Below are 12,353 nucleotides of genomic sequence, written 5' to 3' on the forward strand. Positions count from 1 at the left end.
TGGAGGTACCCGTATGACGTCGTCCAAGCACAGCCGCAACGCCGCAGGCAGGCGCCGACGCTCCCGCCGGGGCACCGTCGTCGGGGCCTCGGCCGTGGCGGCCGTCGTCGTCGGCGGCAGCCTGGTCGCCCTCGCGGCCAGCGCGAACGCGGCGACCGTCGGCGCGGTCTACTCCAGCACCAGCGACTGGGGCAGCGGCTACAGCGGGCAGTACGACGTGACCAACGGCGGCAGCTCCACCATCAGCACCTGGTCGCTGGTCTTCGACCTGCCCGCCAAGGCGACCATCACCTCGCTCTGGAACGCCACCTACAAGGCCGACGGCCAGCAGATCACGGTCACCCCGGACAGCTGGGACGCCTCGCTGGCCAGCAACCAGAGCGCGGTCATCGGCTTCGTGGTCAGCGGCTCCGGCGCGCCGACCAGCTGCACCATCAACGGCGCGGACTGCTCGACCGGGGTGGCCCCGACCACCAGCGGCCAGCCCTCCTCCGCCGCCCCGGCCGGTCCCAGCCCGTCCGCGAGCGGCGGCGGCTCGACCACCGCCCCGGCCAGTCCGTCGGCCGGCGCCCCGGCCACCAGCTCGGCCCCCGCCTCGGCCCCCGCCTCCGCGCCCGCCTCGGCTCCGGCGAGCGCCACCGCCTCGGCCGGCCCGAGCGCCGGTTCGACCAGTGGCAGCGGCAGTGGCAGCGGCGGCAGTACGGCCGACGCGGCCTTCTCCCCGTACGTCGACACCTCGCTCTGGCCCAGCTACGACACCGTCGCCGCGTCCAAGGCGGGCGGCGCCAAGAACGACAACCTGGCCTTCATCACCGCGGGCAGCGGCTGCACCCCGGAGTGGGGCGGCGTCAGCACCCTGGCCGCCACCCCCGACCCCGGCGGGATCACCGAGCTGCGGGCGGCGGGCGGCGACGTCCGGGTGTCCTTCGGCGGCGCCAGCGGCACCGAACTGGCCGAGTCCTGCACCAGCGTCAGCTCGCTCGCGGCGGCCTACCAGCAGGTCATCTCCGCCTACGGGCTGACGAAGATCGACTTCGACGTCGAGGGCGCGGCCGCCGACGACACCGCCGGGATCACCCGCCGGGACCAGGCCATCGCCCAGCTCCAGGCCACCGCCAAGGCCGCGGGCAGGACCCTGCAGGTCTCCTTCACCCTCCCGGTGCTGCCCTCCGGCCTGGTCCAGTCCGGCACCGACCTGCTCCAGGACGCCAAGACCAACGGGGTCGACATCTCCGCCGTCAACATCATGGCGATGGACTACGGCGACTCCGCCGCCCCCAGCCCCAGCGGCCAGATGGGCACCTACGCCATCGACGCCGCCACCGCCACCGAGGCCCAGGTCAAGAGCATCTTCGGCTACACCGACGCGCAGGCCTGGGCGCACGTCGCGGTCACCCCCATGATCGGCGTGAACGACACCAGTGACGAGGTCTTCACCGTCGCCGACGCCACCCAGCTCGCCCAGTTCGCCGCCACCAAGCACCTCGCCTGGCTGTCGATGTGGTCGGCGGCCCGGGACCAGGAGTGCTCCGGCGGGGCGCAGAGCTACGCGTCGCCGAGTTGCAGCAGCATCGTCCAGTCCCCGTACGACTTCGCCAAGGCCCTCGGCGCCTACACCGGCTGACCCGGCACACCGGCACGGCCGACCGGCCGACCGGCCGGACTCCACTGACCGCGGGCCCTTCGATCCCAGGAGATCGGAGGGCCCGCTGCCGGTCTGTCAGTGGCGCGTGATTGGCTGTGGCCACCGACCGGCGGAGCACCGCCATCCGCTAGGGTCACCCACGGTACGCACTTAGGGAGGGTTGTGTGACGAGCCTCGGTCTGGACGCGAAGGACGGCGCGGCTCCGGCCGCGCCCTGGTCCCGCCTGCCCGCGTTCCTCCGGGCGCCGGTGCTCGCCCTGCGCGACGCCCCCCGGCGGCGGACACTGGCCGCGTTCTGGATCGGCGTGGCCTCCCTCCTGCTGTACGCGGTGGTCCGGCACCTGGCCCGAGTGTCCATGATCGACATGGTGGTCTACCGGGCCGAGGGCGGCGCCGTCGCCCACGGACACGACCTCTACGACCTCCGGGTCACCAGGTACCTGCTGCCCGCGACCTACCCGCCGTTCGCCGCGATGCTGTTCACCCCGACCGCCTGGGTGCCCGTGCCGCTGCTGCGGATCCTGGTCACCGGTGTGAACCTGGTGCTGCTCGGCGGCTTCGGCTACCTGTCCGCGGTGCTCGTGGGCTGGCCCAAACGCACCATGCGACCGGCCCTGGTGTTCCTGGTGGTGGGCCTCGGGGTGTGGCTGGAGCCGGTGTTCACCACGCTGCGCTACGGGCAGATCAACCTGCTCATCGGCGTGCTGGTGCTCTACGACCTGACCCGCCCGGACAGCCGCCGCAGCAAGGGCGCCGCCCTCGGCCTGGCCGCCGCCATCAAGATCACCCCCGGCCTGTTCGCCGTCTACCTGCTGCTCAGCGGCCGGATCCGGGCCGCCGTCACGGCCGGGCTCAGCTGCCTGGCGACGATACTGGTCGGGCTACTGGTCCTGCCGCACGCCTCGGTCGAGTTCTGGACCGGCGACCTCTACGACACCAGCCGGGTCGGCAAGGAGTACATCGTCGACAACCAGTCGCTGCGGGGCGTCCTGGACCGACTGCTGCACACCACCCACAGCGGCACCAGCACGCTGCTGCTCAGCGCGGCGGTGGCGGTCTTCGGGCTGACCGTCTCCGTCGGCCTGCACCGCGCCGCCGGGAGCCTCCCGCGCGGCCGCGCCTGGTCGGTGCTCTGCTGCGCGGTCACCGCACTGCTGATCTCCCCGATCAGCTGGACCCACCACTGGGTCTGGTGCGTCCCGCTGATCGTGCTGCTGGCCGCCGAGGCCGCGCACGAGCGGGCCCGCCCGGCCGGGGGCGCGCTGCTGCGCGGCCGATGGCGGGCCACCGCCGTCGCCACCGCCCTCGGCTTCTGCTCCTTCGCCATGTGGATGGTCCCGCACAAGGGGCTCAGCAACCTGCGGATCCCGTACCCGCTGCAACCGGTCGCCGCGATCTACCCGCTGCTCGGCCTCGCCTTCCTGCTGCTCGCCGGGGAGCGCCTGCGCCGGCACCGGCGCAGGCGCCGAAGGCGGAGCGCGACCGCGCACCGCCCCTCAGTGCCCGGCCAGGAGGGCGGCCAGCGTCCCGTCCAGGTCGAGGGCATCCTCCTCCCGGCCGGCCGGGACCAGCCGTAGGCAACGCTCCAGCCAGGCCGCGAACACCCCGGTCGGAGCCTCGATCAGGGCGTCCCCGGCCGGGGAGCTGAGCGCCAGGCACATCACGCTGCGCCCCTCCATCCGGGTCGGCCAGACCCGCACGTCACCGTGCCCGCAGGCCCGGAACACCCCCTCGATCAGCAGATCGCGGGCGAACACCCAGGTCACCGGGGTGTCCTGGCCCAGGTGAAAGGTGATGTGCACCGCGTAGGGATCCTCCGCCCGGTAGATCAGCAGGGCCGGTACCGGCACGTTCCGCTCCGGCCCGAGCACCAGGCTCACCGTCAGTTCCTGTCGTACCTCCCGCTCGGTACCGCCCAGCACGCTCTCGTCGCTGTCCATGGCCATGCCCCTTCCTCCGCCGGTCCCAGGGCCGCTGCCGGGGCCCCTTACGGGTGGAGAGCGGGTCACCCGCCGACTCTTACAGCACTTTTCGCGGCGAATCCGTCGCGGGTCGGCGGGCCGGTGTCCGCGCGGGCGCGGACAGTACCCCTTGGGTGCTTCCTCCGGGCGCGTTGTCCGGCAACCGGCCCGTACCGGGCCGCGCGAGTACTACTCTTTGTCACGGCTCGATGACTCGGTGCATCCTGGCCATCCCCAGAGTGCGCCGTTCGGCAACGCAGACGAAGCAGGTCCACCTCCATGTCGGTTCCACCCTCCGCCGGGTCCGAGGCCGAAGACCGCCCCTCGGCCGGCTACTACCCCGACCCCTCGATCCCCGGCTACGTCCGGTACTGGGACGGGGGTCGCTGGCTTCCCGGGACGAGCCGTCCCGCCCCGCCGGACGGCGAGGTGCTCGCGCCGCCCCGGGCGGCGACGCGGCCGAACGCACCGTCGATGAGCTTCGTGCCGCCGCCCGCGCCGCACCGGCCGGTCGCCGAGTCCCCGCTGGAGGAGTCCGGGCCGATCTACCTGGACGAGACCAGCGGCCTGCCGCTGACCCAGTCCCCGCCGCTCCCGGGGCAGCACCAGGCCGAGGGCGAGGCCCGGAACCAGGGCGGGGGCGAGGCGGCGGACGGCCCCTGGCGCGCGGACGCGGCGCAGCAGCGCGGCCTGATGGAGACCGGCCGGGTACCGCGCTGGGTCAGCTGGGGCGCCCCGGCGCAGGAGGAGGAGGGCCCGTCGGCCCGCCTGCTGCACCTGCCCACCTCCGACGTCCAGCCGTCGACGGCCCCGCCGCACCCCCGGCTGACCCCGGTCCCGGACTCCTGGCCGGTCCCGGAGCCCGCCGCCGGTCCGGCCCCGTTCCCGGCCCCGGCCGCACCGGCGGCGTACCGGCCCCCGGCCGCCTACGAGCCCCCGGCCGCCCGGGTGCCCGCCCACCAGGCCCCGGTCGGCCACGTCCCGGCGGAGGCCGAGTACCCGGCCCCGGCGCTGCCCGCGCGGCCGGTGCCGACCGCCCTCTCCGTGAGCCCGCCGCCGCAGTCCCAGGCCGCGCCGTACCGGGTCGCGGACCGCTCCGCGGTGCCGTCCCCCACCCCCGGCGACGGTTCGGGGGCGCTGAGCCCGGCCATGGCCGCCTTCGCCGCTCCGGCGCCCCCGGCCCCCGTCGCCGCTCCCGAACCGGCCGCCGCCCCGGCCGCCCCGGTGGCCCCCGCCCTCCCGGCCACCCCGGCCACCCCGGCCACGGACCAGGCGCCGAGGCACATCCGGGCCGTGGGCGCGCGGCAGTCCGGTCCCCGGCCCGCCCTGCTCGGGCGCCGCCTCGGCGCCCGGCTGCTCGACCTCGCGGTCGTGGTCGGCGCGGTGACCCCGATCGCCGTCCCGCTGGTCCGGACGGTGACCTCGCACCTCCAGCAGAAGATCGATCTCGCCCGTAACCTGGACGGCGACAGTACGGTCTGGCTGGTCGATCCGACCGTGCTGCGCGGCGCCGGTGTGCTGGTGCTCGCGGTCCTCCTGGTCGGCCTCGTCTACGAGGCGCTGCCGACCGCCCTGTGGGGGCGGACCCTGGGCAAGGCGCTGTTCGGTCTGCGGGTGCTCGACCTGCGGTCCAAGCGCAAGCCGGGCCCGGGCCGGGTGCTGGCGCGCTGGTTCTCGTACCAGCTGCTGCTGGTGCTCGCGGTGGGCGTCTTCGACCTGATGTGGTGCATGGTGGACCGGCCGTGGCGCCAGTGCTGGCACGACAAGGCGGGCGGCACCTACGTCACCTCCGGGGCCGCTGCCGCGTCGAAGGAGCACTGACTCACCCGATCGGCCCGTTCCGGACCGGTTGCTCATGCTTTGACTGCTTATCAGGTGATCTACTCGATGCATGACGACACCTGAGCCGCCCGACGAGCCGACCCCGCCCTCGTTCGAGAAGCCGGCGGCGGGCGGTTCGCCCCATGAGACGCCCCCGCCCTACGGTCAGTCGCCGTATCCGGGGCAGCCGCCGTACGGTCACCAGCCGCCGAACGGCACTCCTCAGCCCGGTGTCGGCGCCCCCCTCTACGACCCGAACCGGAGCGGTACCTACCCGTACGGTCCCACCCCCTACGGCAACGCGCCGGTGTCCCAGATGCCGCCGCTGGGCGGGCTCGGGCGGCGGTTGGCGGCCCGGATCATCGACACCGTGCTGCTGGCGATCGTCGGCGTGCCGCTGTCGCTGCTCGCCTACGCCGGTTCCAGCCACGACCGCACGGCGCGCACGGTGGTGGCCGAGGTGGCGCTGGCGCTGGTGGGGTTCGTCTACGAGGGGCTGATGCTGACCCTGTCGCGCGGGCAGACGGTGGGGAAGAAGGCGATGCGGATCCGGGTCGCGGTGCTGGCCAGCGGCGCGGTGCCGTCCGGCAGGACCGGCTGGATCAGGTCGGCCGTCTACTGGCTCCCGGGCATCTTCAGCGCCCTGTGCATTCCGGCTCTGTTCTCGCTGCTGAACATCCTGTGGTGCACCTGGGACCGGCCGTACCGCCAGTGCCTGCACGACAAGGCCGCCAAGACCGTGGTGGTCAGGACGGACTGACTGGTCGTCACGGAAAGGTCCGAGGCCGGCGCCGGGGTTCTCGGCGTCGGCCTCGGCTGGTTCGGTGGTGGCGTCTCCGCCGGGCCCGGCTCGGGGGTCGCCGGGTCCGGCGGCCGGTACCGGCGCCTATCGCCGACTGCTCTCGTGCTGCGGGATCGACTCCACCGCGGGCGCCGCCGCGTGCCGGGCGGAGGCGGGGTGGTTGCGGGCGACGGTGAGCGAGCGTCGGCGCCCGGACCCGCGCCGGGCGGGTGCGGTGACCGCCAGCGCGGCGGCGATGGTGCCCAGGGTGATGCCGAGTATCGCGAGCAGGGCGGTGGTGAGCAGGCTGTGGGTGCCCGTGGCGGCCAGCAAGGCCACCGTGACGATGACCACGGTGACTGTGCCGTAGCAGATTTGAGCAGAAGTCAGGCGGGGCATGGGTGTTCCGTCCTTCGCAGCGGGGGATGCCGGGGAGGTTCACCTGCGATGTACCCGTGAGCGGGACCGGCGACCCCAGTGCGGAGTCGGCGAAGGAGGGGCACACGGGGGCGCACGGACTCATCACGCAGGCGGACGTTTGGAGTATGCCAGCGGCAGCACCCGGCGGCCGAGGCGGTGGCCGGCCACCCCGCTGATCCGCCGTCTTCCAGCTGGACGCGCGTAGTCCGGGTGGCCGGGCGGCCCCGGCCGGGTGCGGTCGAGCCCCGGCGCGGCCCCCGGGGCGGAGGAGCGCCCGGCGCGGGGCGTCAACTGACGCTCCATCAACACATGCCAAATGTACGCGCGATGTTCATCCGATTCCGTGGGCCGGGATGCATTGAACGCGGCCGTTGGACGCGCGTAGACAAGTGGTCATGACAAGTTAACCGTTGGGGTATTCCTTCCGGTCTACGCGCGTGGTTCTCTGGAACGGCATTGGCCCGGGTGGGCTGATGAACCATCAAGTGCCCAGGGAGACACACATGTTGCGCACATCTGTCGGTCGCGCCGGGATTGCCCTCGCCGCATGCGTCGCCGCGTTCAGTACCGCCGTCCCGGCTCACGCTGCCAGCACCTACTCGGCCTTCGCGTTCTCCCTCGGCACCAGTGAGCCGACGATCTACTCGTTCATAAACTCGGCCACGTCCACGCTTGACATGACCATGTATGAACTGAAGGACACCACGGCGGTCAACGACCTGATCGCCCGCGAGAAGGCCGGGGTCAAGGTCCGCGTCATCCTGGACCGCGAGGAGACCTCCACCAACTCCAGCGCCTACTCGGCGCTGAAGAGCGCGGGCGTCGGCGTGGTGTACTCCTCGTCCGCGTTCACCTACACCCACCAGAAGACGATCACGGTCAACGACGACGAGTCGCTGGTCCTGACCGGCAACCTGACCTCCGAGTACTACCCGACCAGCCGCGACTACGGGGTCTTCGACAACGACCAGACCGACGTCGCCGCGATCGAGAAGGTCTTCGCCGCCGACTACGCCCACACCTCGATCACCCCCAGCGACGGCGACAACCTGCTCTGGTCGCCCACCACCGCGCAGAACCGGCTGCTGTCGGTGATCAACGGCGCGACCACCACCCTGGACGTCGAGGAGGAGGAGTTCAGCGACTCCGCCGTGGTCGACGCGATCGCCAACGCCGCCGAGAACGGCGTCACCGTCCGGGTCGTGCTGGAGGACCCGGCCGACTACTCCTCCGAGGTGCAGCAGGTCGAGGACGCCGGGGCGACCGTCGTCGGCTACTCCTCCAGCACCGGCTTCTACATCCACGCCAAGGCGATCGTCGCCGACTACGGCCTGTCCACCCAGACCGTCGAGGCCGGTTCGATGAACGTCACCAGCAACTCGCTGGAGAACAACCGCGAGCTGGGCATCATCCTGAACGACTCGGGCGTGGCCTCGGTCATCGAGAACGCCTTCGACAGCGACTACGCCGGTGGCACCCCGGCCTGACCCGCCCCCGCCGAACGGCGGCGCAGCGGTCGAGCGGCGCGTGCCGGGCGGATGCCCGGCACGCGCCGCTGGTTCCGGTCGGCGCCGCTCAGTTCCCGGCCAGTACCACCGGTGTACCGGTGAGCAGCACCCCGGCCGCCTGCAACTGCTCCAGCGCGGTCTCGGTGGTCTCCTTGGCCACGCCCGCCGTCAGGTCCAGCAGCACCCGGGTCCGGAAGCCCTCGCGGACCGCGTCCAGCGCGGTCGCCCGGACGCAGTGGTCGGTGGCGATGCCGACCACGTCGACCTCGGTGACCTGCCGCGCGCGCAGCCAGCCGGCCAGCGTCTCGCCGTTCTCGTTGGCGCCCTCGAAGCCGCTGTAGGCGGCCGAGTACGCGCCCTTGTCGAAGACCGCCTCGACCGCGCCGGAGGTCACCGAGGGGGTGAAGTTCGGGTGGAAGCCGACGCCCTCGGTGCCCGCGACGCAGTGCACCGGCCAGCTGCTGACGAAGTCCGGCGTGTCCGAGAAGTGGTCGCCCGGGTCCACGTGGTGGTCGCGGGTCGCCACCACATGGGTGTATCCGGCCGCTGCCTCGGCCACCAGGTCGGTGATGGACGCGGCGACCTCGGCCCCGCCGGTCACTGCGAGGCTGCCGCCCTCACAGAAGTCGTTCTGTACATCGACGACGATCAGTGCGCGGTGCATCGGTGACCTCGCTTACCGGGTACGCGGGCGTACGTGGGGCTGGGTGGGGGCGTGTTGCTTCGGATGAGAGCGTAGGGACCGCGCCGGACGCGGGGGAAGAGCATGGCATGCGACATCTGACCCGGTTCCCTCCGGGGTACTCAGACCCGGCCCGGCCCGGGTACTCACTGCCGCCACCCGGGGTCCGCCCACCCGGCGTACCCCGCGCGCGGTCAGCCCGCGTGCCCGGAGCGGGTGACGTACTCGGTCGGGATCACCGGCTCGCCCTTGGACAGCTGGGTCGCCGACATCGGCAGCTGCTCGCGCGAGCGCAGATGCCGGTCGCGGGCCTCCGCCAGCGGCTCCCGGCCGACGATCTCACCGCCGCTTACCAGGGTACGGTGCAGCAGCCGGTCGGTCAGGTCGTGCGGGACCGGTCCGACGCCCACCACCTCCGCCTCGGCCACGCCCTCCGGGTCCAGCCGCCGGGCGCCCCACTTGCGTCCGCCGCGGCTGGCCTTGGCCCCCGCGGAGCGCTTCGCCACCGGGACCAGCGGGGCGTCCGGCTCCGCCGAGGCGGCCCGGGCCACCAGTTTGTAGACCATGGCGCAGGTCGGCTGGCCGCTGCCGGTGACCAGCGAGGTGCCCACGCCGTAGCCGTCGACCGGGGCCGTGCCCAGCGCGGCGATGGCGTACTCGTCGAGGTCGCTGGTGACCGTGATCCGGGTCTTCTTCGCGCCCAGCTCGTCCAGCTGCCGGCGCACCCGGTGCGCCAGCATCAGCAGGTCGCCGGAGTCGATCCGGACCGCCCCCAGCTCCGGTCCGGCGACGTCGATCGCGGTGCGGACCGCCTCGCCCAGGTCGTAGGTGTCGATCAGCAGCGTGGTGCCGCGGCCCATCGACTCGATCTGGGCGGTGAACGCGTCCCGCTCGCTGTCGTGCACAAGGGTGAACGCGTGGGCGCTGGTGCCCCTGGTCGGGATCCCGTACTGGAACCCGGCCTGGAGGTCGGAGGTGGCCGCGAACCCGGCGACGTGGGCGGCCCGGGCGGCCGAGACCGCGGCCAGCTCGTGCGCCCGCCGGGCGCCCATCTCGATCAGCGGCCGGGCCCCGGCCGCCGCCGACATCCGCGAGGCGGCGGCGGCGATCGCCGAGTCGTAGTTGAGGATCGACAGGATGGTGGTCTCCAGCAGCACCGCTTCGGCGAAGCTGCCCTCGACCACCAGCACCGGCGAACCGGGGAAGTAGCACTCGCCCTCGCCGTAGCCCCGGATGTCGCCCCGGAACCGGTAGTCGGCCAGCCAGGCCAGGGTGCTGTCGTCCACCACCCGCTCGTTGGCGAGCCAGTCCAGCTGGGGCGTGGTGAAGCGGAAGGCCTCGACGGCGTCCAGGACCCGGCCGGTACCGGCGGTCACGCCGTAGCGGCGGCCCTCGGGCAGGCGGCGGGTGAAGACCTCGAAGACCGAGTGCCGCTGGGCGGCGCCGCTGCGCAGGGCCGCCTGGAGCATGGTCAACTCGTAGCGGTCGGTGAGCAGGGCGGTGGAAACGGTGCTGGCGGTGGCACTCGCGTGGAGGGCTGCGGCGTCCATGAGGATGATGCTACCGCGAATACTCGTCACTTTGACGATTTCTCCTCCGGGCGAGTCCCGGATCGCCTCGGCATCCCCCGGATGGCAGCATGGGAAGGTACGGCAGAACCTTCTTCCCCCGTCTCCACCTTCCCGCCCCGTCCCGGGCCGAGCCCGCCGCCCGGGCTGGGAGAACCCCACCGAACAGGAGCCATCGCCGTGAGTGTCGCGCCGGTCGAGATCGAGCGCACGGAGTCGGAGTCGGCACCGGAAGCGGTGCAGGAGCCCGACCTTCCCTGGGTGACGATCGTCCACAACGATCCGGTGAACCAGATGAACTACGTGGTCTACGTCTTCCAGTCGTACTTCGGCTATCCCAAGGACAAGGCCCGCAAGCTGATGCTGGACGTCCACCACAAGGGGCGGGCCACGGTCTCCATCGGCACCCGCGAGGAGATGGAGCGCGACGTGCAGGCCATGCACGGCTACGGGCTCTGGGCGACGCTCCAGCACGACAAGTGACGCCCCGCGACCCGGCCCCGTCCGGCCCCCGCACCTCCTGACGTCCCCGAGCCCCAAGCCCTGAAGCCCCGAAAGGCGACACGGAACTCCCCATGTCCGGACCCTTCAAGCCCGCCCCCCACGGCGGAGCCGCCCTCACCCTGGACTCCGTCGAGGCATCCATCCTGCGCAGTCTGACCGTCCAGCTGCTGGAACTCATCGGCCCCGGCGACGAACCGGCGGCCGACGCGGACCCGTTGGCCGCCCTGTTCGCCGAGGGCCCCAGCAAGGCCCCGCAGGACCCGGCGCTCGCCCGGCTCTTCCCCGACGCCTACCGCGAGGGCCCCGACGCCGCCGACTACTCGGCCGAGTTCCGCCGCTTCACCGAGAACGACCTGCGCGCCCGCAAGCGCGAGAACTGCCTGGCCCTGGTCCGCAGCCTCGACCGGGCCCCGGTCGGCAGCCAGGGCGACGTCGAGCTGGAGCTGGACGCCGACGGCTGCCGCGGCTGGCTGGGCGCCCTGAACGACCTGCGGCTGACCCTCGGCACCCGGCTGGAGGTCACCGACGACGACGGCGAGGCGCTGTACCAGCTGCCGGACGACGACCCGCGCAAGCCGCAGACCATGGCCTACCTGTGGCTCGGCTGGCTGGAGGAGAGCCTGCTGGAAGTCCTGATGGACTGATCCCACCGGTGCCCACCGGTGCCGCCGGAGCGCCCTGGGTCGCGCGGGCGCGTCCTATCCTGGCGCCATGCTGACCATCATCCGTTCGCTGCACGACCAGATCGTCGCCCACGCCCGGGCCGACCACCCCGACGAGGCCTGCGGCGTCGTCGCGGGCCCGGTCGGCACCGGTCGCCCCGAGCGGTTCATCCCGATGCTGAACGCGGCCCGCTCGCCCACCTTCTACGAGTTCGACTCCGGGGACCTGCTCAAGCTCTACCGGGAGCTGGACGACCGGGACGAGGACCCGGTGGTGGTCTACCACTCGCACACCGCGACCGAGGCGTACCCGTCCCGGACCGACGTCTCCTACGCCTCCGAGCCGGAGGCCCACTACGTCCTGGTGTCCACCGCCGACTGCGGCAACGACGAGGGGCCGTTCCAGTTCCGCTCGTTCCGGATCGTGGACGGGGAGATCACCGAGGAGGACGTCGAGATCGTCGACGCGTACGCCTGATCAACCCCGGCCCAGGTCACCGGCGCCTGGCCGTCCGAGCCCGGGCGGCCAGGACACGCCGACAGGGGAAATCCCGCCCCTCGGGACTGGAATGTCCGCCAGACGAGACGGGCATGCCTTCCCGAGGTCGGGAATCGATACGATGAGCGTATGCGTTACCTCGATGTGAGCACTCCGGCCACAGGCACCCGCCTCGTGGCGCGGCTGCACGTCGACCTGTGCCGCCTCGCCAGCGCGATCTGTCCCGCCTGCTGACGACCCGGCGCGGCTCACATCACGCCCGTCTCCGGGCATCCCGCCCTGTCCCCGCCCCGCCACCCTTC

13 protein-coding genes are annotated in these 12,353 nt (G+C 72.8%); 9 read left to right on the top strand and 4 right to left on the bottom strand.

The features are described 5' to 3' along the window. The first annotated feature begins 13 nt into the window (after positions 1-13). Positions 14-1,624: a cellulose binding domain-containing protein gene (locus GXP74_RS06390; RefSeq protein WP_182450429.1), complete on the top strand. Its 1,611-nt coding sequence runs from the start codon at positions 14-16 to the stop codon at positions 1,622-1,624. Positions 1,625-1,809: 185 nt separating this feature from the next. Next, the gene (locus GXP74_RS06395; protein WP_225447749.1) at positions 1,810-3,222 is read left to right on the top strand and encodes a glycosyltransferase 87 family protein; all 1,413 of its coding nucleotides are present in this window, start codon (positions 1,810-1,812) and stop codon (positions 3,220-3,222) included. Here GXP74_RS06395 and GXP74_RS06400 read toward each other — a convergent pair. Beyond that, positions 3,142-3,591 carry an SsgA family sporulation/cell division regulator gene (locus tag GXP74_RS06400; protein ID WP_225447750.1) on the bottom strand — a complete coding sequence of 150 codons (450 nt, stop codon included), beginning with the start codon at positions 3,589-3,591 and terminating at the stop codon, positions 3,142-3,144. The genes GXP74_RS06395 and GXP74_RS06400 overlap by 81 nt on opposite strands. Positions 3,592-3,885: 294 nt before the next feature. Between GXP74_RS06400 and GXP74_RS06405 the strand changes: the two genes are divergently transcribed. Together GXP74_RS06405 and GXP74_RS06410 are read left to right on the top strand one after the other, a co-directional pair. Next, positions 3,886-5,427 carry an RDD family protein gene (locus tag GXP74_RS06405; RefSeq protein WP_182450430.1) on the top strand — a complete coding sequence of 514 codons (1,542 nt, stop codon included), beginning with the start codon at positions 3,886-3,888 and terminating at the stop codon, positions 5,425-5,427. 70 nt (positions 5,428-5,497) lie between these two features. Then, positions 5,498-6,187 (top strand): RDD family protein, encoded by a 690-nt coding sequence (locus tag GXP74_RS06410; protein ID WP_182450431.1) that lies wholly within the window; start codon positions 5,498-5,500, stop codon positions 6,185-6,187. A gap of 126 nt (positions 6,188-6,313) precedes the next feature. On the opposite strand, the gene GXP74_RS06415 is transcribed toward GXP74_RS06410, so the two are convergent. Continuing rightward, on the bottom strand, positions 6,314-6,607 hold the full coding sequence (locus tag GXP74_RS06415) for a hypothetical protein (protein ID WP_182450432.1): 294 nt from the start codon (positions 6,605-6,607) through the stop codon (positions 6,314-6,316). A gap of 524 nt (positions 6,608-7,131) precedes the next feature. Here GXP74_RS06415 and GXP74_RS06420 point away from each other — a divergent pair. Further along, the gene (locus tag GXP74_RS06420; RefSeq protein ID WP_182450433.1) at positions 7,132-8,115 is read left to right on the top strand and encodes a phosphatidylserine/phosphatidylglycerophosphate/cardiolipin synthase family protein; all 984 of its coding nucleotides are present in this window, start codon (positions 7,132-7,134) and stop codon (positions 8,113-8,115) included. Between the two features lie 88 nt (positions 8,116-8,203). On the opposite strand, the gene GXP74_RS06425 is transcribed toward GXP74_RS06420, so the two are convergent. Then, a complete protein-coding gene (locus GXP74_RS06425; protein ID WP_182450434.1) occupies positions 8,204-8,800 on the bottom strand; it encodes a nicotinamidase in 597 nt (198 codons plus the stop codon). Positions 8,801-9,012: 212 nt separating this feature from the next. Next, positions 9,013-10,368 (bottom strand): nicotinate phosphoribosyltransferase, encoded by a 1,356-nt coding sequence (locus GXP74_RS06430; RefSeq protein ID WP_182450435.1) that lies wholly within the window; start codon positions 10,366-10,368, stop codon positions 9,013-9,015. Positions 10,369-10,566: 198 nt separating this feature from the next. Here GXP74_RS06430 and clpS point away from each other — a divergent pair, with 198 nt between their 5' ends. From clpS to GXP74_RS42030, 4 genes are all read left to right on the top strand, one after another. Further along, positions 10,567-10,869, top strand: coding sequence for an ATP-dependent Clp protease adapter ClpS (clpS, locus tag GXP74_RS06435; RefSeq protein WP_225447751.1), 303 nt, complete (start codon positions 10,567-10,569; stop codon positions 10,867-10,869). Positions 10,870-10,961: 92 nt separating this feature from the next. Next, entirely contained in the window at positions 10,962-11,534 is a 573-nt protein-coding gene (locus tag GXP74_RS06440) for a DUF2017 domain-containing protein (protein WP_182450437.1), read from the top strand. 67 nt (positions 11,535-11,601) lie between these two features. Then, positions 11,602-12,030, top strand: coding sequence for a Mov34/MPN/PAD-1 family protein (locus GXP74_RS06445; protein ID WP_182450438.1), 429 nt, complete (start codon positions 11,602-11,604; stop codon positions 12,028-12,030). 150 nt (positions 12,031-12,180) lie between these two features. Then, positions 12,181-12,285, top strand: coding sequence for a putative leader peptide (locus GXP74_RS42030; RefSeq protein WP_370468381.1), 105 nt, complete (start codon positions 12,181-12,183; stop codon positions 12,283-12,285). Positions 12,286-12,353 lie beyond the last annotated feature (68 nt).

Source organism: Streptacidiphilus sp. P02-A3a, from assembly GCF_014084105.1.
Lineage (GTDB): Bacteria > Actinomycetota > Actinomycetes > Streptomycetales > Streptomycetaceae > Streptacidiphilus.